21 protein-coding genes are annotated in these 21,192 nt (G+C 71.4%); 14 read left to right on the forward strand and 7 right to left on the reverse strand.

What is annotated here, in order from left to right; translation table 11 throughout:
• The first annotated feature begins 41 nt into the window (after nucleotides 1-41).
• The 3 genes from QMK24_RS20610 (at nucleotide 42) to QMK24_RS20620 (ending at nucleotide 2,356) form a co-directional block, all read left to right on the forward strand.
• The gene (locus tag QMK24_RS20610; protein ID WP_283467909.1) at nucleotides 42-680 is read left to right on the forward strand and encodes a DUF6758 family protein; all 639 of its coding nucleotides are present in this window, start codon (nucleotides 42-44) and stop codon (nucleotides 678-680) included.
• A gap of 98 nt (nucleotides 681-778) precedes the next feature.
• Complete coding sequence (locus QMK24_RS20615) at nucleotides 779-1,636, forward strand: PHP domain-containing protein (RefSeq protein ID WP_283467911.1); 858 nt, start codon at nucleotides 779-781, stop codon at nucleotides 1,634-1,636.
• 111 nt (nucleotides 1,637-1,747) lie between these two features.
• Nucleotides 1,748-2,356, forward strand: a complete 609-nt coding sequence (locus tag QMK24_RS20620; protein WP_283467914.1) for a MarC family protein — start codon at nucleotides 1,748-1,750, stop codon at nucleotides 2,354-2,356.
• 111 nt (nucleotides 2,357-2,467) lie between these two features.
• Here QMK24_RS20620 and QMK24_RS20625 read toward each other — a convergent pair whose 3' ends face one another.
• Entirely contained in the window at nucleotides 2,468-2,608 is a 141-nt protein-coding gene (locus QMK24_RS20625; RefSeq protein WP_187145002.1) for a DUF8834 family protein, read from the reverse strand.
• Between the two features lie 130 nt (nucleotides 2,609-2,738).
• On the opposite strand from QMK24_RS20625, the gene QMK24_RS20630 reads away from it, so the two are divergent.
• Complete coding sequence (locus tag QMK24_RS20630) at nucleotides 2,739-3,635, forward strand: NYN domain-containing protein (RefSeq protein ID WP_283467918.1); 897 nt, start codon at nucleotides 2,739-2,741, stop codon at nucleotides 3,633-3,635.
• 4 nt (nucleotides 3,636-3,639) lie between these two features.
• Here the strand turns inward: QMK24_RS20630 and QMK24_RS20635 are convergent, their stop codons facing one another.
• Both QMK24_RS20635 and QMK24_RS20640 read right to left on the reverse strand, forming a co-directional pair.
• On the reverse strand, nucleotides 3,640-4,503 hold the full coding sequence (locus tag QMK24_RS20635; RefSeq protein ID WP_283467920.1) for an alpha/beta fold hydrolase: 864 nt from the start codon (nucleotides 4,501-4,503) through the stop codon (nucleotides 3,640-3,642).
• A 122-nt stretch (nucleotides 4,504-4,625) separates the two neighbouring features.
• Complete coding sequence (locus tag QMK24_RS20640; protein ID WP_283467922.1) at nucleotides 4,626-6,326, reverse strand: DEAD/DEAH box helicase; 1,701 nt, start codon at nucleotides 6,324-6,326, stop codon at nucleotides 4,626-4,628.
• Nucleotides 6,327-6,668: 342 nt separating this feature from the next.
• Between QMK24_RS20640 and QMK24_RS20645 the strand changes: the two genes are divergently transcribed.
• A complete protein-coding gene (locus QMK24_RS20645) occupies nucleotides 6,669-7,397 on the forward strand; it encodes a ferritin-like fold-containing protein (RefSeq protein WP_283467923.1) in 729 nt (242 codons plus the stop codon).
• Nucleotides 7,398-7,424: 27 nt separating this feature from the next.
• Here the strand turns inward: QMK24_RS20645 and QMK24_RS20650 are convergent, their stop codons facing one another.
• The 4 genes from QMK24_RS20650 to QMK24_RS20665 all read right to left on the reverse strand — a co-directional run bounded on the left by QMK24_RS20650 (nucleotide 7,425) and on the right by QMK24_RS20665 (nucleotide 9,233).
• Nucleotides 7,425-7,703 (reverse strand): hypothetical protein, encoded by a 279-nt coding sequence (locus QMK24_RS20650; protein ID WP_283467925.1) that lies wholly within the window; start codon nucleotides 7,701-7,703, stop codon nucleotides 7,425-7,427.
• A gap of 113 nt (nucleotides 7,704-7,816) precedes the next feature.
• Nucleotides 7,817-8,047 carry a DUF3107 domain-containing protein gene (locus QMK24_RS20655; RefSeq protein ID WP_283467927.1) on the reverse strand — a complete coding sequence of 77 codons (231 nt, stop codon included), beginning with the start codon at nucleotides 8,045-8,047 and terminating at the stop codon, nucleotides 7,817-7,819.
• Between the two features lie 204 nt (nucleotides 8,048-8,251).
• Nucleotides 8,252-8,893, reverse strand: a complete 642-nt coding sequence (locus QMK24_RS20660) for a TetR/AcrR family transcriptional regulator (RefSeq protein ID WP_283467928.1) — start codon at nucleotides 8,891-8,893, stop codon at nucleotides 8,252-8,254.
• A 103-nt stretch (nucleotides 8,894-8,996) separates the two neighbouring features.
• A complete protein-coding gene (locus QMK24_RS20665) occupies nucleotides 8,997-9,233 on the reverse strand; it encodes a hypothetical protein (RefSeq protein ID WP_283467930.1) in 237 nt (78 codons plus the stop codon).
• A gap of 105 nt (nucleotides 9,234-9,338) precedes the next feature.
• On the opposite strand from QMK24_RS20665, the gene QMK24_RS20670 reads away from it, so the two are divergent.
• The 9 genes from QMK24_RS20670 (at nucleotide 9,339) to QMK24_RS20705 (ending at nucleotide 21,162) form a co-directional block, all read left to right on the forward strand.
• Complete coding sequence (locus QMK24_RS20670) at nucleotides 9,339-10,358, forward strand: alpha/beta fold hydrolase (protein ID WP_283467931.1); 1,020 nt, start codon at nucleotides 9,339-9,341, stop codon at nucleotides 10,356-10,358.
• Between the two features lie 8 nt (nucleotides 10,359-10,366).
• The gene (locus QMK24_RS20675; protein ID WP_283467933.1) at nucleotides 10,367-11,755 is read left to right on the forward strand and encodes a DUF3152 domain-containing protein; all 1,389 of its coding nucleotides are present in this window, start codon (nucleotides 10,367-10,369) and stop codon (nucleotides 11,753-11,755) included.
• 107 nt (nucleotides 11,756-11,862) lie between these two features.
• Nucleotides 11,863-11,955, forward strand: coding sequence for an Ms4533A family Cys-rich leader peptide (locus QMK24_RS41520; protein ID WP_349361997.1), 93 nt, complete (start codon nucleotides 11,863-11,865; stop codon nucleotides 11,953-11,955).
• 177 nt (nucleotides 11,956-12,132) lie between these two features.
• A complete protein-coding gene (locus QMK24_RS20680; protein ID WP_283467934.1) occupies nucleotides 12,133-13,848 on the forward strand; it encodes an ABC transporter substrate-binding protein in 1,716 nt (571 codons plus the stop codon).
• Entirely contained in the window at nucleotides 13,845-14,810 is a 966-nt protein-coding gene (locus QMK24_RS20685) for an ABC transporter permease (protein ID WP_283467936.1), read from the forward strand. Before QMK24_RS20680 ends, QMK24_RS20685 begins: the two co-directional genes overlap by 4 nt.
• The gene (locus QMK24_RS20690) at nucleotides 14,807-15,796 is read left to right on the forward strand and encodes an ABC transporter permease (RefSeq protein ID WP_283467939.1); all 990 of its coding nucleotides are present in this window, start codon (nucleotides 14,807-14,809) and stop codon (nucleotides 15,794-15,796) included. The genes QMK24_RS20685 and QMK24_RS20690 overlap by 4 nt, the downstream gene beginning before the upstream one ends.
• Entirely contained in the window at nucleotides 15,793-17,532 is a 1,740-nt protein-coding gene (locus tag QMK24_RS20695) for an ABC transporter ATP-binding protein (RefSeq protein WP_283467941.1), read from the forward strand. Before QMK24_RS20690 ends, QMK24_RS20695 begins: the two co-directional genes overlap by 4 nt.
• 256 nt (nucleotides 17,533-17,788) lie before the next feature.
• On the forward strand, nucleotides 17,789-19,552 hold the full coding sequence (locus QMK24_RS20700; protein ID WP_283467944.1) for a DUF3492 domain-containing protein: 1,764 nt from the start codon (nucleotides 17,789-17,791) through the stop codon (nucleotides 19,550-19,552).
• A complete protein-coding gene (locus tag QMK24_RS20705) occupies nucleotides 19,549-21,162 on the forward strand; it encodes a hypothetical protein (RefSeq protein ID WP_283467946.1) in 1,614 nt (537 codons plus the stop codon). The genes QMK24_RS20700 and QMK24_RS20705 overlap by 4 nt, the downstream gene beginning before the upstream one ends.
• Nucleotides 21,163-21,192: the final 30 nt, after the last annotated feature.

Raw genomic sequence — 21,192 nt, forward strand, 5'->3', positions numbered from 1 at the left:
GTCCTTGACGCGGGCACGCCTCGGGAGGACCGTTGGGCCCTATGAGGGGCGAACCCAGTTGCCCGAAGTGTGGTGGCCGGGTGCGAGCGCCCGGCCTCTTCGCCGATTCCTGGCAGTGCGGCGTGCACGGGACCGTGTATCCGCTCCAGCCGGTCGTCCCACCGAGCGTCGAGGCACTCGGCGTCGTCGTGCACCGTGCGCAGGTGCCGGTGTGGATGCCCTGGCCGCTGCCGGTCGGGTGGCTGTTCTCCGGGGCGGCTTACGCGGGCGACGACCGCAGCGGCGGGCGTGCGACCGCCATCGCCTGCTCCGGGCCCGGCCCGCTCGGCGGCCCCGGTGAGCTGCTGCTCATCGCCGAGGAGCTGGGCGTGGGGCTGGGTGCGCGCTACGCGGGCATCGCCGGGCCCGACCCCGGGTCGGCGATGAGCATGGAGCGGTCCCCGCACACCAAGGTGCTGGCCGCGGGCCGGCCGACCCCGATGTGGCATGTGGCGGGCGCGCCCGGCGACCGGGTGGTCTTCGCGGGCGAGGCGCTCGGGCTGTGGCTCTGGGCGGTCGTGTGGCCCGAGCAGTCCGGGCTGATGATGTACGACGAGCTGGTGCTCACCGATCTGCGGGAAGCGGGGGCGGAGGTCGACCTGCTGCCGTGCGGTGCGCTGTCACCCCGTCTGCTCGGCTGAGATGCACATCTCCTGAGATTCGCAGGTTCCCCGGCCCGCTATCCTTACTTTCCGAAAGCTTGTGCCGTATACCGCCGACCGCCGTTGGGAGCTGTGCCGTGCGCATCGATCTGCACACCCACTCCACGGCCTCGGACGGTACGGACACCCCCGCGGAGCTGGTGCGCAACGCCGCCGCGGCCCGCCTCGACGTCGTGGCGCTCACCGACCACGACACGGTCGGCGGCTATGGCGAGGCGGCCAAGGCGCTGTACGACCTCGGGTCGCCGCTGACGCTGGTGACCGGCGCCGAGCTGTCCTGCAAAGTCGGCGGCATCAGCATGCACATGCTGGCGTACCTCTTCGATCCCGAGGAACCCGAGCTGTTCCGGGAGCGCGAACTGGTGCGTGACGACCGGATGCCGCGCGCGCGGGCCATGGTCGACAAGCTCCGCGGCCTCGGGGTCCCGGTCACCTGGGAGCGTGTCGCCAGGATCGCCGGTGACGGCTCCGTGGGACGGCCGCACATCGCGACCGCGCTCGTCGAGCTCGGCGTCGTGGACAGCGTCTCGGACGCCTTCACGGACCAATGGCTGGCCAACGACGGCCGCGCGTACGTCGAGAAGCACGAGTTCGACCCCTTCGACGCCGTACGCCTGGTCAAGGCGGCCGGCGGTGTCACGGTCTTCGCGCATCCAGGTGCCCACCAGCGCGGCGAGACCGTCCCCGACAGCGTCATAGCCGAACTCGCGGCGGCCGGACTCGACGGCATCGAGGTGGACCACATGGACCACGACGAGGCCACCCGGGCCCGGCTGCGCGGATTCGCCGCAGGGACGGGGCTGCTCGTCACCGGCTCCAGCGACTATCACGGCAGCCGCAAGGACTGTCGGCTCGGGGACTGCGTGACCGACCCCGAGGTCTACCGGGAGATCGCCCGCAGGGCGCCCGGCGCGGTCCCGATCAGCGCGGTCTAGCGCCCTTCCCGCCCGGACTCGCCCGACCCCTGACGCGACCCCTGACGCGCCGGCGCTTCGACGCCGGCGCCCACCCGCCTGCCGGCCCACCGCGGAAAGCCCCCACTGAACATGTTCGACGTCACCCTCTTCGGGTCCGTATTCGTCACGCTCTTCGTGATCATGGACCCGCCCGGCATCACACCGATCTTCCTCGCCCTGACCTCCGGGCGCGCCACCAAGGTCCAGCGCAGAATGGCCTGGCAGGCGACGCTCGTCGCCTTCGGCGTCATCGCGGTCTTCGGCATCTGCGGCCAGCAGATCCTCGACTATCTGCATGTCTCGGTCCCCGCGCTGCGGATCGCCGGCGGGCTGCTGCTGCTCCTCATCGCGCTGGATCTGCTCACCGGCAAGATGGACGAGCCGACCCAGACCAAGGACGTGAACGTCGCGCTGGTGCCGCTGGGAATGCCGCTGCTGGCCGGGCCCGGTGCGATCGTCACCGTGATCCTCGCGGTGCAGAACGCGGACGGCTTCGGTCAGCAGGCGTCGGTGTGGGTGGCGATCGCGGCCATGCACGTCGTGCTGTGGCTGGTCATGCGCTACTCGCTGGCGATCATCCGGATCATCAAGGAGGGCGGTGTGGTGCTGGTGACCCGGCTGTCCGGGATGCTGCTCTCGGCCATCGCCGTGCAGTCGGTGGCCAACGGGGTCCTGGGGTTCGTGCACGGCGAGGGCTGAGCCGCCGCGGGTCCCCCGTACGCGGAAGCGTCCTCGTACGCGGAAGCGCCCACGTACGCAAAAGCGCCCCTGTACGTCCTTCGTACAGGGGCGCTCACGTCGTGAGCCGTACTAGATCGCGGGGCGGATGTAGATCCGCTGGCCGATCGCTGCGGCCTGTTGCACGATTTTGTTGACGGCGGCGGCGTCCACGACGGTGCTGTCCACAGCGGTGCCGTTCCGGTCGTCGAGCCGCATGATCTCGAAGCGCATGGTGCTTCTCCCTTCGTCGCACTGTCCATGAGTAGTCAACGAACCCCCTAGTGAAAACATTCCCTACACTAATGAAAACTTTTCCGAGCCTAAGTACTTGCGAGTACGGGACAATGGCGGACCTATGGACATGGACAACGACAACGCGCTGGCCGCGATGGCCGCCGGTATCGAGCGCACCAACGAGCTCCTTCAGCGGGTCCTCGCCGAGGTCGCCACCACTCCCGCCACCCACGCCGTCTTCGTGGACGCCGGCTACGTCTACGCCGCCGCGGGCCGCCTCGTCGCGGGCACCGAGGACCGGCAGGCCTTCGACCTGGAAGCCGAAGGGATCATCGAGGCGTTCATCGACAAGGCGCGCTCGCTCTTTCCCGACAGCCGGCTGCTGCGGGTCTACTGGTACGACGGCGCGCGCCGCCGCATCCACACCCGCGAGCAGGAACGTATCGCCGAGCTGCCCGATGTGAAGGTCCGGCTCGGCAACCTCAACGCCAGCCGCCAGCAGAAGGGCGTCGACTCCCTGATCCGCACCGATCTGGAGTCGCTCGCCCGGCACCGCGCCATCAGCGACGCGGTCCTCATCGGCGGTGACGAGGACCTGGTGTCCGCCGTCGAGGCGGCCCAGGGCTACGGCGCGCGAGTGCATCTGTGGGGCATCGAAGCCGCCGACGGACGCAACCAAGCCGACCCCCTGCTCTGGGAAGTCGACAGCCAGCGCACCTTCGACCTCGAATTCTGCAAGCCGTATCTGACCCGGCGGGTCGTGCCCGAGTACGGTGACGCGCCGGTGCCCTCGCGCGCTGACGTGCACTTCGTCGGCGCCCGTGTCGCCGGCCAGTGGCTCGCCGTCCGGGGCCGCGAGACCCTCGCGGAGCTGCTGCCCGGCCGCCCCTACCTGCCGCCGGCCTACGACCAGGAACTGCTCGTCGAAGCCGAGGGCCTGCTCGGCATCTCGTTGCGCGGCCACGCCGATCTGCGACGTTCGCTGCGCGACGGCTTCTGGGACCATCTGACCGCCCAGCTCTGACTCCTCACTCGCTCCGCAGATTCCAGAAATCGATCAGTGCCTCAGCCGTCGCGGCCGGCTGGTCCGCGTTCGGTGAGTGTTCGGCGCCCTTGATCACCACGCGCCGCGCGCGCAGCCGTACCGCCATCTCGTCGAGCCACTCCGGCGGCCACGCGTAGTCGACGGCGCCGGACAGCACGAGCGTGCGGATGGGTACGGCGGCCAGCTCGGCGACCCGGTCCGGCTCGGAGATCAGCTGCTTGCCGGTCGCGATCAGCTGCTCCGGCACATTCCCCATCCAGCGCCGGAACAGGAACTCGGCGATGGCGGGCGGGTCTTCCGGCGCGTCGGCGTTCTCGGCGTCCATCGCGCGCATCGCCTGCCAGACCGCTTCCATCCCCATCGCGGGAAGCGCCTCGACGAGCATCCTCGTCCGGGCCTGCTGGGCCGCCTCGATGGCGGCCGGGCCCGAGCTCATGATCGTGATCGAATTCCACGGCGGCGGCTGCGGTGCGTCGATCGCCGCCGCCCGCACGATCAGCCCGCCCAGCGAGTGGCCCAGCACATGCAGGGGCCCCGCGCCGCCCAGCGCCTCGGTCTGCGCGATGACGTCCGCGGCCAGCCGGTCCTGCGCGTACGCGCTCTCCTCGGCCGGGCCGCCCGTCTCGTGCTGCCCTCGGCCGTCGACCGCGACCACCCGGAATCCGGCCAGCGCCAGCGGCTCGAGCAGCGCGATGAAGTCTTCCTTGCTCCCCGTGAAGCCGGGCACCAGCACGGCCGTGCCACGGATCGCGGTCCCCGCGTCCAGCACCGCGAACTCGCCCCGCGCGGTGGCGAGGCGGTGCGCGCGGGCCCCGTCGGGCAGCTCCAGGGTCGGGGGTCTGCTCATGCCGTGAGATTACGCGACACGTGTGTACGACAGATTTCGGACAGCGACAGAACGCCGACGCCCCCGGTGAAGACCGGGGGCGTCGGCGTTCTGTCGCTGTGTCGTGCGGTTACGCGTCCGGGTCAGCTGTTCTCGCTGGCCTCGGCCTCGGCCTTGGCGGGGCGGGTGCGACGACGGCGACGGGCCGGCTTGGCCTCCTCGCCCTCGGCGGCGGGTACGTCGGCCGGTGCGGCCTCGACCACGGCGGCCGGGGTCTCGGACGCCTCGGCTACCGCGGCACGGGTGCGGCGACGGCGGCGCGGGGCAGCCTTCGCCTCGCCCTCGGCGTCCGCCTCGACGACGGCCGGTGCGGCTACGACGGCGGTGGTGGCGCCGGCGGCCTCATCGGCGACGGTCTCGCCGCCACGGGTGCGGGTGCGCTGACGCGGGGTCCGCGTCCGCGGGGGCCGCTCCTCGGTGACGACTGCCGCGGCGGCGGCCTTGCGGCCGCCCTTGCCCCGGCCGCCGGTCTCGCCGAGGTCCTCGACGGTCTCCGCGCCGAGTCCGGCACGGGTCCGGTCGGCCCGGGGCAGTATGCCCTTGGTGCCGGCCGGGATGTTCAGCAGCTCGTACAGGTGCGCGGAGGTGGAGTACGTCTCCTCCGGCTCGTCGAACGGCAGGTCCAGCGCCTTGTTGATGAGCTTCCAGCGCGGGATGTCGTCCCAGTCGACGAGCGTGATCGCGATACCGGTCTTGCCCGCGCGGCCGGTGCGGCCGACGCGGTGGAGGTACGTCTTCTCGTCCTCCGGCGACTGGTAGTTGATGACGTGGGTCACACCGTCGACGTCGATACCGCGGGCGGCGACGTCGGTGCACACCAGTACGTCGACCTTGCCGTTGCGGAACGCGCGCAGGGCCTGCTCACGCGCGCCCTGCCCCAGGTCGCCGTGGACCGCGCCGGAGGCGAAGCCGCGCTGGGCGAGCTGGTCGGCGATGTCGGCCGCGGTGCGCTTGGTGCGGCAGAAGATCATGGCGAGGCCACGGCCGTCGGCCTGCAGGATGCGGGAGACGAGCTCCGGCTTGTCCATGGAGTGCGCGCGGAAGATGTGCTGCGTGATGTTCGCGACAGTCGCGCCCTCGTCGTCCGGCGAGGTGGCGCGGATGTGGGTGGGCTGCGACATGTAGCGGCGGGCCAGGTTGATGACGGCGCCCGGCATGGTGGCCGAGAACAGCATCGTCTGGCGCTTGGGCGGCAGCATCGCCATGATCCGCTCGACGTCGGGCAGGAAGCCCAGGTCGAGCATCTCGTCGGCCTCGTCCAGGACGAGGGCGCGGACGCACTTCAGGTTCAGCTTGCGCTGGCCCGCCAGGTCCAGCAGCCGGCCGGGGGTGCCGACGACGATGTCGACGCCCTTCTTGAGGGCCTCGACCTGCGGCTCGTAGGCGCGGCCGCCGTAGATGGCCAGGACGCGCACATTGCGGACCTTGCCGGCGGTCAGCAGGTCATTGGTGACCTGCTGGCACAGCTCGCGGGTGGGGACGACGATGAGAGCCTGCGGTCCTTCGGGCAGGTCCTCGGCCTTGGCGCGGCCGGCCTCGACGTCGGCGGCGACGGTGACGCGCTCCAGCAGCGGCAGGCCGAAGCCCAGCGTCTTGCCGGTGCCGGTCTTGGCCTGGCCGATGATGTCATTGCCCGCCAGGGCGACCGGAAGGGTCATCTCCTGGATCGGGAACGGATTGACGATGCCGACAGCCTCAAGGGCTTCGGCGGTCTCGGAAAGGATTCCGAGGCTGCGGAAAGTCGTGGTGGTCAGGATGCTTGCCTCTTCTGTGAGACGCGGCACTGGGCTGTGAGGGGGGTCGAGCGTCCGCGTCCGGAAGAGAACGCCGGGCGCTGACCGCGCAAGTGTCGTACAGCCGTGGTGGCTGCGCGAAGCGCGGGACCGCTGCCCTCGCACATGCCGCGAGTGGGCCCCTCCTGCTGTCAGGAGGGCGGTCGGTTAGGAGCCGATCGGGCCACCGACCGGGCATCCAGATACTGCGTACAGTGCACAAGAAAAATGCCGAAAATCGGCGGGGTGCATTACCACTCTACCCCGGAAAGTCGCAGCTGCACCCGATCAATTGTTTCGGTCGGGACGGTAGGGGTGGTTCGGCCGGGCCCGGACTTGGCTATTGTGCGCAGCATGGAGACGCCTGACGAGACGACCGCACCCGCCACCGGAATCGCCGCCCTGGACTGGGCCGGAGCCTCCGCGGACCCGCAGTACCGGGCCGCGGTGGTCGATCTGCTGGGCGCGCTGGCCTATGGCGAACTGGCCGCGTTCGAACGCCTCGCGGACGACGCGAAGCTCGCACCGGAACTTGAGGACAAGGCGCAGCTGGCCGCCATGGCGGCGGCCGAATTCCACCACTTCGAGCGGCTGCGGGACCGGCTCTCCGAGATCGGGGCCTCCGCGAAGGAGGCGATGGAGCCGTTCGGCGCCGCGCTGGACGAGTTCCACCGCCAGACCGCCCCGTCGGACTGGCTGGAGGGCCTGGTCAAGGCCTACGTCGGCGATTCGATCGCCTCGGACTTCTACCGCGAGGTCGCGGCCCGGCTCGACACCGACACCCGCACGCTGGTGCTGGCCGTGCTGGACGACACCGGCCACGCCAGCTTCGCCGTCGAGAAGGTCCGCGCCGCCATCGCGGCCGACCCGCGGGTCGGCGGCCGGCTCGCGCTGTGGGCACGGCGGCTGATGGGGGAGGCGCTGTCACAGGCCCAGCGGGTCGTCGCCGACCGGGACGCGCTCTCCACGATGCTCGTCGGAGGCGTGGCGGGCGGTTTCGACCTCGCGGAAGCCGGCCGGATGTTCACCCGAATCACCGAAGCCCACACCAAGCGGATGGCCGCACTGGGGCTGGCCGCCTGACGCACCAGGTCGTTCGGACTCTAGACCTCAGGCCCGCCCCGCGACCGAGTGGTGGAGAAAGCGCCGGTCGTCCGCGGGGCGGATCAGCAGGCTGAGCAGCGCCGCCGCGACGAGAGCGGCCGCCGGGAGCGTGACGGCAAGATGGCCGCCGCCGAGCACGGTGCGGGTGATGAGGCCCCCGACCAGGGCCGCGACCGGGCCGGTGGCCAGCACGAGGGAGCGGGAGGGGAAGCGGTCCGGCATGAAGTGCGTGGCGGCATAGGCGATGCCCAGGCCGAGCGCGGCGAATGCGACTGCTTCCCACATCTGCGTGGTCCTTCCCAGGGGGGCCGACCGGTTCATACCGGTCCTACCCCGTCGGGGAGCCGGACAAAACGGAGGGGCCGCACCCGATCCCGGGTGCGGCCCTTCCGCCGTCGTCACATCGCCGCGCCGAAACCGACCTTCCGGCTGGCGGGCTGGCCGATTTCCACGTACGCGAGCCGGTCGGCGGGGATGAGGACCTTGTGGCCGTTCTCGTCCACCAGGCTCAGGAGCTTCGAGGTACCGGCGATGGCGTCCGCGACTGCCTTCTCGACCTCCTCGGCCGACTGCGCGCTCTCGATGCTGATCTCGCGCGGCGCGTGCTGCACGCCGATCTTGACCTCCACGGCTTCTGTACCTCCAGGTCTGGCGGTGTGCGCGTCTTCGCGCCGTACGCAGGAAACACTAGCCGGGCTCGGAGGCGGCGAATCCGAAGTGGATGAACGCCGGTAGCGAACAGCGCCGGGGAATACTCCGGCGACGGCCGTCAGTGGTGGCTGTGGCCGGCCGGGGCGGCCGTCAGTGGTGGCTGTGGCCGGCCGGGGCGGCCGTCAGTGGTGGCCGTCCGTCCCGTGCAGCGGGAAGCCTGCGATGCCGCGCCAGGCCAGCGACGTCAGCAGGTTGACGGCGGTGTCGCGCGGGATCGTGCTGTTGCTGGACAGCCAGTAGCGGGCGACCACCTGGGAGACGCCGCCGAGGCCGACGGCCAGCAGCATGGACTGCTCCCTGGGCAGGCCGGTGTCCTCCGCGATGACCTCGCAGATCGCCTCGGCGCACTGCAGCGAGACCTTGTCGACGCGCTCGCGCACCGCCGGCTCGTTCGTCAGGTCCGATTCGAAGACCAACCGGAAGGCGCCGCCCTCTTCCTCCACGTACGCGAAATAGGCGTCCATGGTCGCCTCGACGCGGAGCTTGTTGTCGGAGGTGGAGGCGAGCGCGGTACGTACCGCCTGCAGCAGCGACTCGCAGTGCTGGTCGAGCAGCGCCAGATACAGCTCCAGTTTGCCCGGAAAGTGCTGGTAGAGCACGGGCTTGCTGACACCGGCCCGCTCCGCGATGTCGTCCATCGCGGCAGCGTGGTAGCCCTGGGCGACGAAAACTTCCTGGGCGGCGCCCAGGAGTTGTTCGCGACGGGCCCGGCGGGGCAGGCGGGTGCCGCGCGGGCGTGCCTGAGTCTGCTCGATGGCTGTCACGCCGCCTCCCATTTCTGTTGAAGGAACACTGCGGGTGCCATCGTACTTTTCGGTAACGGGGCTGTGCGCAGTGCGAGCGCACATTCTCACTGCCTGGAACCTTTCAGCGATAGTCCTCCTCGTCCAGGTTGACGACACGGCGCTGTTCCGCGACGTCCGCGGGATCGGCGGCCGCGACGGGCGAATCCGAGCCCTCCGCGACCGGGTCGTCGTCGCGCTGGACGAGTTCGGTGTGCTGCTCGGCGGCATCGTCCTCGGGGGTCTCGAGGGCGACCTCGGTGGCGGTTTCGGTGGCGTCGGTCTCGAATTCATCCCGGGAAATCTGGATTTCGTCGGACACGGTGCCTCCCTTCCTTACTGTCGAGCGTAGGAGAGGGCGATCGCGGGCGCAGCCTGTGAGGGCGAACACACAAGCGCATGCGTGATCGTCTCGTAACATTGCCCCATGCCCTCGACCGAGTCTCCTCAAGCTGCGATCGCCACCGCAGCCGTCCCCTCGCCGGGGCCGCGGCTCGGACCAGGGGAAACGCACCGACATGTGACCCTTCCCGGTCTGAGTCTGATGGTGCGCGCACATACACCGCAGCGTGACGGACTCGAACCGGCCGTTTTCGTGCACGGACTGGGAGGTTCCTCGCAGAACTGGACACAGCTCATGGACCGGCTGTCGGACCGGCTCGACTGCGAGGCGCCGGATCTCCCCGGTTTTGGGTTCTCGCCGCCGCCGGACGACGGGGACTACTCGGTCAGCGGGCACGCCCGCGCGGTGATCCGGCTGATCGAGTCGGGCGGTCGCGGCCCGGTGCACCTCTTCGGGAACTCACTGGGCGGCGCGGTGGCGACGAAGGTCGCCGCGGCCCGCCCCGACCTGGTCAGGACCCTGTCGCTGATCTCGCCCGCGCTGCCTGAGGTCCCGCCGCAGCGCTCCGCGTGGCCGACCGCGCTCGTCTCGCTGCCGGGGATTCCGGCGCTCTACATGCGGGCCACCAAGGGCTGGCCTGCCGAGCGCAGGACCCAGGAACTGCTCGCGCTCTGTTACGGCGACACCTCGTCGGTCGGTGAGCAGGCCCGGGCGGAAGCGGTCGCGGAATACGAGCGGCGGATCGCGCTGCCGTACTTCTGGGATGCGATGGTGCGTTCGACACGGGGCATCGTCAACGCGTACACCTTGAGCGGACAGCACTCGCTGTGGCGGCAGGCGGAGCGGGTGCTCGCGCCGACACTGCTGGTCTACGGCGGGCGCGACAAGCTGGTCTCCTTCCGGATGGCACGGAAGGCGTCCAGGGTGTTCCGTGACGCACGGCTGGTGACGCTGCCCGACAGCGGGCACGTGGCGATGATGGAGCACCCTGACGTGGTGGCGCGGGCCTTCCGGGACCTGCTCGACCAGACCGCCGGGCACGGGGCGGACCGCAACGGGCACAAGACGGACCACAAGACGAGCGCTGCGGCGACCAGGAGCTGAATCAGGGCGTGGGGAAGCACAGCGCGCGTAGCGGCCAGCAGGGCCACGACAGCGGTATATCGAGCACCCTCGGCGGCGGCCGGTCAGGACAGGGCCGCAGACGCCGGGGCGACGCTCCCGGCCCGGCCCGGGCTCCGGACCGGATGCCGGCTCCGAGCGCACGGTACGACGGCGGCCGCGCCGGGGGATACCCGGACGCGAGTCCGCACCCCGAGCACCGTGAACACGCCGCCTGGGGCACCCAGGACGACCGGGCCGGGGGAGCCGGCCGCGGTCACGGCGGCCCGCGGAACGGTGAGCCGGCCGACCCGTACGACACCGGTCACCCGTACGACACCGGTCACCCGCACGACACCGGCCAGTGGCAGACCTTCGACCAGCCGGTCCTCCCGCCGCGGGCTTTCGACGGCCCGCCGGTCCGCCGGATTCCCCGGCAGCGCGTCGAGCGTGAGGCGATCCCCGGGCAGGAATCCGCCACGGGTTCCGCGACGGGTCCCGATGCCGGTTTCGATGCGGCCTTCGGGGCAGGTTCCGGAGTGGCGGCCGGCGCTGCCGCGGACGTCCGGACGAAGAGCGGCGGCAAGGGGCGCACGTTCACCGGGATCGCCGCGGCCGCGGTGGTGACGGTGCTGGCCGTCGTCGTCACCGGGCAGGTCACCGGAAGGGGCGCGGTTCGCAGCGAGGCCGGAGCCCCCGACGGGCAGACCCGCGACGAAACTGACGCGGCCTCGCGGTCGAAGGAGCGCCCGGCGCCCGGCGTCGCACCGTCCAGCGCCCCCGTGGCGGCCGTCGCCGGTTACGACCAGCAGATGGCCGCGCAGTACCCGCTCGACCCGAAGCTCGGCCTGGGCGGCGACTTCCAGACGATGCCGGGACACGACGCGGCTCCCGGGAAGGGAAAGCTGCTGCGGTTCCGGGTCGACGTGGAGAAGGGCCTGCCGCTCGATGCCGCGCTGTTCACCGAGACGGTCTTCAAGACGCTGAACGACGACCGGAGTTGGGGACACGGCGGGACGAAGACGTTCGAGCGGGTGTCATCGGGCCCTGTCGACATCGTCGTTACGCTGGCCAGCCCAGGCACGACCGCGAAGTGGTGCGGGAAATCCGGCCTGGACACCACAGTTGACAATGTGTCATGTGACGCGGCGTCGACCGAGCGCACCATGATCAACGCTTTCCGGTGGGCGCAGGGCGCCGAGACGTACGGCCCGGCCAGGATGCACGAGTACCGGCAGATGCTCATCAACCACGAGGTCGGCCACCGGCTCGGACACGGCCATGTCGGCTGCCCGACCCCGGGCGCGCTCGCGCCGGTGATGATGCAGCAGACGAAGTTCCTGTCGCTCGACGGCGGGCCCACCTGCAAGCCGAACGCCTGGCCGTTCCCGAAGGCCTGACCGGACCCGGCCTGACCGGGCCTGACAGGAACAGACTGGATCTGACCGGATCCGAACCCGTCGGTCGGTTTTTGACATCGGCGGGATCATCGTTCAGTCTTCTGGACATGTCGCACCGCTACGTCACCGAGCACGCCAGCATCGAGCTGGCGCTCATCGGTGTGGCCGAAATCTGCGTAGCCGACATTCTCTGTCGCTGACCCGCGGTCCGGTCGCGTAGAGGCTTCCCGCCTCCGCACCGGGCTGTCCCGTCCGTGGGCAGACGCACCCCCCTGAGTTCGAGCCATTTCCCCGTCGAGGGGGATCGGCTGCCGCTGCCCGCGGGTATTCGTTGAATCCTGCCGTCACACCTCGCAGCCGCGAAAGGCCGATCTCTCATGCGTCAACTGTCCCTCATATCCCGCCGCGTGGCAGCGGTAGCCGTTGGTCTGGCCCTCGTCGGAGGGGCCGCCGCCTGCGGCCCCAAGGGCAGCGGCGCGAAGGCCTCCACGGACGCCAAGCCCGCCAAGGGCGGCACCCTCTACGTGCTGAACAACCAGGCCCAGGAGGACTTCGACCCGGCCCGTCTCTACACCTCGGGCGGCGGCAACGTCCCCTCGCTCGTCTACCGCACGCTGACCACCCGCACCCGGGCGAACGGCCCCGCCGGCGCGAAGGTCGCCGCGGACCTGGCCACCAACACCGGCGAGCCGAGCAAGGACGCCACCGTCTGGACGTACCACCTCAAGGACGGGCTGAAGTACGAGGACGGCACGGCCATCACGACCGCCGACATCAAGTACGGCATCGAGCGGTCCTTCGCGGCCGAACTGTCCGGCGGCGCGCCGTATCTGCGCGACTGGCTGATCGGCGGCGCCGCGTACCAGGGCCCGTACAAGGACAAGAACGGCCTGGCCTCGGTGGAGACGCCGGACGCCAAGACGATCGTCTTCCACCTGAACAAGCCCGAGGGCGAGTTCCCGTTCCTGGCCACGCAGACGTCCTTCGCCCCGGTGCCCAAGGCGAAGGACACCGGCACCAAGTACGCCGAGCACCCGGTCTCCTCCGGCCCGTACAAGGTGATCAAGAACGAGAACAACGGCGAGCACCTGGTGCTGGAGCGCAACGCCAACTGGTCCGAGTCCACCGATGACCAGCGCAAGGCGTACCCGGACAGCATCGACGTCCAGTCGGGGCTCGACCAGGCCGTGATCAACCAGCGGCTGTCCACCGGTTCCGGCAAGGACGCGGCCGCCGTCACCACCGACACCAACCTCGGCCCGGCCGAGCTGGCCAAGGTCACCGGCGACAAGGCCCTCGCGAGCCGGGTCGGCACCGGACACTTCGGCTACACCGACTACATCTCCTTCAACCCGAAGGTGAAGCCGTTCGACAACCCGAAGGTGCGCCAGGCCATCGCGTACGCGGTCAACCGCACCACGGTGGTCAACGCGGTCGGCGGATCCTCGCTCGCCGACCGGGCCACCACCTATCTGCCGGAGCAGGCGTCCTTCGGCTACACGCCGTACGACCCCTTCCCCGCGGGCAAGACCGGTGACCCGGCGAAGGCCAAGCAGGTGCTGGCGGAGGCCGGCTACCCGAACGGGATCACCGTCTCCCTCACCCACGACGTCACCAAGGCCGACGAGCAGGGCCCCGAGGTCGCCACGGCCGTCCAGGACGCGCTGAAGGCGGCCGGCATCACCGTCACGCTCGACGGCCAGGAGCACAAGGCGTTCAGCCAGAAGATCCACAACGTCACGACCGAGCCGGGCTTCTTCCTCACCGGCTGGGGCGCGGACTGGCCGTCCGGCGGCCCGTTCCTCGGCCCGATCTTCGACGGCCGCCAGATCGTCAAGGACGGCGCCAACTTCAACAACGCGCAGCTGAACGACCCCACCGTCAACGCCGAGATCGACGAGATCAACAAGCTGACCGACCTCAACGCCGCGGCGGTCCGCTGGGGCGCGCTGGACAAGAAGATCGGCGAGCAGGCCGTCACCGTCCCGCTCTTCCACCCGGTCTACAAGCGCCTGTTCGGCAAGGACATCAAGAACGTCGTGATCAGCGACTGGACCGGCGTCCTCGACATCTCGCAGGTCTCGGTCAAGTGACCACTCAGGCCCTGACGGCCGTCGAGGCGGGGGCCCGGCAGGTCTGGCGGCGGCTGCGCGCTCAGCGTGCGGCCGTCGTCGGCACCGCCGTCATCACACTCCTCGTCCTGGTGGCGCTGGCCGCACCCCTGCTCAGCGCCATCGAGGGCCAGAACACCACCGCCTACCACCCCGAACTGGTCGACTCCGCCGTCGGCGGCGTACCGCTCGGCACCTTCGGCGGAATCAGCGGTGAGCACTGGCTCGGTGTCGAACCCGGCACCGGACGCGATATGTTCTCCCGGCTCGTGCACGGCGCCCAGATCTCGCTGGCCGTCGCACTCGGCGCCACCTTCGTGCAGATCCTCGTCGGGGTCGGCACCGGCCTCGCGGCCGGGCTCGGCAACCGCTTCGTGGACAACCTGCTGAGCCGCGTCACCGACGTCATGATCACCATGCCCGCGCTGGTGTTCGCCATCGCGCTGATGGCCGTGGTCCCCGACAGCTTCCCGCGCCCGTTGCTGCTGGCGCTGATCATCGGCTTCGTCGCGTGGGGCAGCATCTCCAAGCTCGTCAGGGCGCAGGTCCTCACCCTCAAGTCCCTCGACTACGTGGCCGCCTCCCGGCTGGCCGGCTCCAGCACCTGGCGGATCGCCCGCAGGGAACTGCTGCCGTCCCTTGTCGCGCCCGTCATCACGTACGCCGCGCTCCTCATCCCCGCGAACATGGTCATCGAGTCAGGGCTCTCCTTCCTCGGCATCGGCGTCAAGCCGCCGACCCCGTCCTGGGGGCAGATGCTCTCCAGCGCCAACACCTGGTACGAGGCCGATCCCGCGTACGTGCTGCTGCCCGCCGCGATGCTGTTCATCAGCGTGCTCGCCTTCACCGTGCTCGCCGACGGGATCAGGACCGCGCTGGACCCGCGCGCCGCCAGCCGGCTCCGCGTGGGCACCGGCCGCAGGCGCGAGGAGGCCGCGTCATGACCCGCTTCCTGCTGCGCCGCACGGTCTCCGCCGCGATCGTCCTGCTGGTGCTGGCCGTCGTGCTGTACGCCGTCTTCTACCTGGCGCCCGGCGACCCCGCGCAACTGTCCTGCGGACCCAAGTGCTCGCCCGCCCAACTGCGACAGATCCGCGAGCAGATGGGCCTCGACGACTCGGTGTACGCCCAGTTCTGGCACTTCCTGAAGGGCATCGTCGCCGGCCATGACTACAGCACCGGCACCGGAACCGTCCACTGCTCCGCGCCCTGCTTCGGCCAGTCCTACCGCACCGGCGAACTCGTCACCGACATCCTCCTCGCCAAGCTGCCCGCCACCGCCTCGCTCGCGCTCGGCGCGATGGTGCTGTGGCTGCTCCTCGGCGTCGGCACTGGGGTGCTGTCCGCGCTGCGCCGCGGCCGGCTCACCGAGCGGCTGCTCACCGGGCTCACGCTCGCCGGCACCGCGACACCGGTGTTCATCATCGGCATTCTGCTGCTGATGCTCTTCTGCTCGGTGCTGCAGTGGCTGCCCTACCCCTCGTACGTGCCCTTCACCGACGATCCGCAGCAGTGGGCCTGGAACCTGCTGCTGCCCTGGCTGGCGCTGGCGCTCGTCGAATCCGCCAAGTACGCGCGGCTGACCCGTAGTTCCATGCTGGAGACTCTCGCGGAGGATCACATCCGTACCTTCCGCGCCTACGGCGTCAGCGAGCGCGCGATCATCGGACGGCACGCGCTGCGGGCCGCCCTCACCCCGGTGATCGCGCTGTCGGCGCTGGACCTGGGCTCGATGTTCGGCGGCGCGCTGCTGACGGAGTCACTGTTCAACGTGCCCGGTCTCGGCCAGAAACTCGTGCAGTCCGTCGAACTCAAGGACCTGCCGGTCGTGGTGGGCATCGTGCTCGTCATGGGCTTCGCCGTGGTCATCGCCAACGCTGCCGCGGATGTGCTCTACGCGCTGGCCGACCGACGGGTGGTGCTGGCATGAGCGCGGTCAATGGTTCCGCGGCTGCTTCTGCAGCGGCTTCTGAGGCTGGTTCTGCGGTTGCTTCCGCCGAGCCGCTGGTCGAGGTCAAGGACCTCGTCATCGACTTCCCGACTGCCTCGGGCACCGTACGGGCCGTCGACGGTCTCACCTTCCGGCTCGAAGCCGGCGGCGCGCTCGGCATCGTCGGCGAATCGGGCTCCGGCAAGAGCGCCACCGCGTACGCCCTGCTCGATCTGCACCGGGGGACCGGCGCGAAGACCGGCGGCACCGTACGGGTCGCCGGGACGGACGTCCTCGGCGCCGACGACTCCGTGCTGCGGCGGCTGCGCGGCGGGCAGGCGGCGATGGTCTTCCAGGACCCGCTGTCCTCGCTCGACCCGTACTACGCCATCGGTGACCAGATCGCCGAGGTCTACCGCGTGCATGTGAAGGCGACCCGGCGCGCCGCCCGCGAGCGGGCCGTCCAGGTGCTGGACCGGGTCGGCATCCCCGACGCAGCCCGGCGCTCGCGCGCCCGGCCGCACGAGTTCAGCGGCGGCATGCGGCAGCGCGCGCTCATCGCCATGGCGCTGGCCTGCGAGCCTCGGCTGCTGATCGCGGACGAGCCGACCACCGCCCTCGACGTCACCGTCCAGGCCCAGATCCTCGACCTGTTGCACGAGCTGCGCGCCGAGACCGGGATGGGGCTGCTGCTCGTCACTCACGACCTGGGCGTGGTAGCCGGCAGCGTCGACGACGTCCTCGTCATGCGGAACGGCTCCGCCGTGGAGCGCGGGCCGGTGAGCGCCGTACTGGACGCTCCGCGCGAGCCGTACACACGGGCGCTGCTCGCGGCGGTGCCGCAGGTGGACGGGGCCAGGACCGTCACGATCGTGAAGCCGCGCGAGGCGCCGGATGAAGCCGCTGATGTTGTGGCGGAGGCTCCGCTGCTCGAAGCCGTCGGACTGCGGCGGGAGTTCGGCGGGCGCCGGGACACCGTGACCGCCGTGGACGGCGTGTCGCTGACCGTACGGCGGGGCGAGACCCTCGGCATCGTCGGCGAGAGCGGCAGCGGGAAGACCACCCTCGGGCGGATGCTGGTGCGGCTGCTGGACCCCACCGCCGGTGAACTCCGGTACGGGGGGCGGGACATCGGCTCGCTCAGCGACAAGGCACTGCGCCCGCTGCGGCGCGAGCTGCAGATGGTCTTCCAGGATCCGGTCTCTTCGCTGAACCCGAGGCGCAGCATCGGCGAGTCGATCGCCGACCCGCTGCGGGCGGCGGGGGAGCTTTCCGACAAGGCCGTCATCGAGCGGGTACGGGAACTGCTGGAGCGGGTCGGGCTCGAACCGGACTGGTACCACCGCTATCCGCACGAGTTCAGCGGCGGGCAGCGGCAACGGGTCGGGATCGCGCGGGCACTGGCGCCGTCCCCGAAGCTGATCGTCTGCGACGAGCCGGTCTCGGCGCTGGACGTGACGACCCAGGCCCAAGTCGTCGCACTCCTCGGGGAGCTGCAGCGCGACCTCGGACTCTCGCTGGTCTTCATCGCGCACGACCTGGCCGTGGTGCGGCAGGTGAGCGACCGGGTCGCGGTCATGCGGGCCGGCCTGATCGTCGAGGAGGGCCCGGCGGACACGGTGTACGACTCGCCCCAGCATGCCTATACCAAGGGCCTGCTGGCGGCCGTGCCGGTGCTCGATCCGGTCGAGTCCTCTGCGCGGCGGGCGAGCCGCAAGCGGCTCGCGGCGGTCTGAGACGGCGTCCGGCGGGTGTCCGGCCGGTTCCGGTGAGAGATGATCGACGGCTGAGTGGAGTGCGAGGTTCCGCGCACCCTAAGCAACGGCAACGCGTAGTGGCGCGAGAAGTTACGACCGTTCACCCCTTCTGGTGGCGCGGCGGACAACCGTCCGTCGCGCCACTGTCGTACCGGCATACCGTCATCGCGCCGGGCAGACCGATCCGCCGTCCGGTGAATTCCTGAGCGGACCGGTGAAGGGAGGGGGCGCACACATGCGCATCGCATTGCTCACCGAGGGTGGCTATCCGTACGCACGTGGTGAGGGGGGCGCCTGGTGCGACCGGCTCGTACGCGGGCTCCCCGGCCATGAATTCGAGGTGTACGCGCTGAGCCGGTCCCAGGCGACGGAGGCCGGGGGAAAGGTCGAACTGCCGTCGCAGGTCCGGCGGGTGCGGACCGAGCGCCTCTGGGGCGCGCCACCGGGGGACGACGGCGGGCGGGCCGCCCGCCGGGCCCGGCGGCACCGCTTCGTCGACCACTACCGGGAGCTGGCCGCCGCGCTGGCGGGTGGCGACGCGGGATCAGACGCCGTATCCGCCGGATCAGACGCCTTATCCGATGCCGTATCCAGTGCCGTATCCGATGCCGTATCCGATGCCGGATCGGACGGCTATGGCGGCCCGCGGGCCGACCGCTTCGCCGCAGGGCTCTACGGGCTCGCCGAACTCGCCCGCGAGGACGGCGGCCTCCCCGGACTGCTCCGCTCCGAGCACGCCCTGCGCGCCCTGGAGGACGCCTGCCGCGCCCCCGGCGTACGACCCCTGCTCGCCGCCGTCGGCGTAGGCGACCTGCTGACCGCTGCCGAACTCCTGGAACGCGCCCTGCGGCCGCTGTCCGCCCCCTGGTACGAAGCGGACGAGCTCGGCGCCGCCGACCTGTGCCACGCCGTCTCCGGCGGCCCGGCGACGCTTCCCGGGCTCCTGGCCAAACGGTTCTTCGGCACACCGCTCCTCGTCACTGAGTACGGCGTCCGGCTGCGCGAAGCGCTCCTCGCGCACCGGGCAGCGGGGCTGCCCGCCGAAGTCCGCGCCCTCCTCACCGCCTTCCACCGGCTGCTCGCCGGCGAGTCCTACCGCGAGGCGGCCCTGATCACTCCCGGAAGCACCCACTCGCGCCGCTGGCAGGAACGGTGCGGCGCCGAGCGTTCCCGGTTGCGGACCGTCTACCCGGGCATGGAAGCGGCGGAGGCCGCCGGCGCCGACGCACCCGCCGGGCACGCCGACCCGACCCTCACCTGGGTCGGCCGCGCGGATCCCGCCAAGGACCTCATCGCGCTGCTGCACGCCTTCGACGCGATACGCAAGGCGGAACCGGGCGCTCGGCTCCGTATCCTCCACGTACGCGGCGGCACCGACGCCTACCTCGCGGACTGCCGCACCCTGGCCGCCCAGCTCTTCCCCGACGAGGCCCGGGACGCGGTGACCGTCGGCGAGAGCCCCGTCACCTTCGAGGAGATCGGCTCACCCGGCGCCCCACAACTCGCGGACGCCTACGCCTCCGGCGATGTCGTCGTCCTGTCCAGCATCGTCGAGGGATTTCCCCTCAGCCTCGTCGAGGCGATGTTCTGCGGGCGCGCCACGGTCTCCACCGATGTGGGCGCCGTCCGCGAGGTCATCGGCGGCACGGGTCTCGTCGTACCGCCCCGCAACCCCAAGGCGCTCGCGGACGCCTGCCTCGCGCTGCTGCACGATCCCGAGCGCTCCGCCAGGCTCGGCGCCGCCGCGCGGGAGCGGGCGCTCGAACTCTTCACCGTGGAGCGGTGCGTGGGCGCGTTCCGCGAGATCTATCTGGAGCTGGTCGCCCACTGTCCGGTACGGCGCGAGCCGCTCCTCGACACCGACGGCGTGCCCCGCCCCTTCTCCGAGCCCGCCGAGGCCCATGTCCCCGGCCGCCTCACCCCGGTTCTGCCCGCCCCCGCCTGGGCGCGCCGCCCCCAACCCGTCGGCTTCACCTTCCCCGGCGGTGACCTCACATGACCGCTTCCCGTGGCTCCGCCCAGGCCGCCCTCCTCGCCCGCATCCTTTCCGACGTCCCCACCAACCCCACTGACCCCATCGACACCTTCCCGGGCGCCGACCTCCTCCCCCCGGCCTTCCGCCGCCCCGCCGCCGCCCCGGCCCCGGCCCCGGCCCCGGCCCCGGCCCCGGCCCCGGCCCCGGCCCCGGCCCCGGAGCCGGAGGACGGCGCAGCGGTCGCCGCGGCCGAAGCCGAGGGTCTGAGCGGCTGCGTAGAACCCACCTCCGACGCCTCCGCCACGTCCGACCGCTTGAATGCGACCGGCCCCATCGCCCAGGCGGAACCCACCCCCGACGCCCCGCGCCAGGACACACCCGACGACGCCGCGATGCCGCCGTCAACACCCGGGCCGGACAACCCCGGTGAGGTGCCACCCCGGCTTGCGGATTCGCCCACCGCCGAGCCGGACGCCGCCGGCGAGATGACTCCCGCCCGGATCGCGAGCCTTGAGGCCGGTGCGGCGGGTGCATCGGACGAACCCGCGGGGAAGACCGCGGTGCCGCGGCGGAGGGGACCGGCCGACCCCGTACGCGGGGTGATGCACCGGCACGAGGAGCTGTGCGCGGGGGCGGTGGATGTGCTGGAGATCGCCGCCGGGCTGGAGGCGCACGGGGTCACGGACCGGGTGGCGGGGCGGTTCCGGCACCGGGACGTGTTCTCGCTGGCCGACGAGCTCTACGCCCGCGTGCCGCGCGCCGCGGCCGGGGCGCGGCAGGGCGGCCCGGGGCCGGCGGCGCGGGTCGGCCCGGTACGGGTCGGTGCGCTGCATCTGCTGCCCGGCGCGGGCTGTGCGGCGGCCGTGTTCGTGGTGCGGTCGCCGGCTGTGGGCGCGGTGGTGGCGCTGCTGGTCGCGCTGGCGACATGGGCGGCGCTGCGGCGCGGTCCGCTGCGTACCGAGGGCGGTGGCGGGGCGCTGTGGGGCGGGTGGCTGCTGGCGTTCGCGCTGTGCGGCGGCCCGCTGCTGGCGGGGCTGCTCGACGCGCCGTTCGATCCGCCCGCCACGGGCCCGTTCGTGGCGCTGGCCTTCACCCTGGCTCCCGCGGCGTGGTGTGCGCACCGCTTCGCGCTGCGGGCGCGGGCCGATCTCGCGCAGAGCCGCGGGCTCGGGGAGTTCGCCGCCCGGGTACGCCCGCTGCTCGCGGGCACCTTCGTGCTGTATCTCGCGGTGCTGCTCGCGTTCCTGTGGGCCGCCGCCGCGCTCGTGGGTCCAGCCGGCGTCGCCGGGACGGCGGCGCTCGGGATGTTGCTGTTCACGGCCCGGCTGCTCACCGTGCACGGCTCCGGCCGCGCAGCGGCATGGGGGACGGGCGCGGTCGTGGCCGTCGAGGGGGCCGCGCTCGCCGCGGCCGTACTGCACCACGTACCGGGCCTGGCGGCTCTCGGGACCCCGGTCGAGTGGGTCGGCCCGACGGCGATACCGGCCCTGGCCTGCGGCTGCGCCGCCGTGGCCCTGGTGGCGCACGCCTTCCGCGCCCTCGCCTGGGCCTCGGCGCACGGAACGGGTACCGGCGACCTCCGCCCCCGCCACCGTACGAAAGACCTTCGCAACACCAACCAGGAGAAACGTTGATCACGCACCGAACGACCCCGCACCGCCGAC

Origin of the sequence: Streptomyces sp. PH10-H1, from assembly GCF_030063355.1 — a bacterium.
In the GTDB taxonomy this organism is placed as follows: Bacteria; Actinomycetota; Actinomycetes; order Streptomycetales; family Streptomycetaceae; genus Actinacidiphila.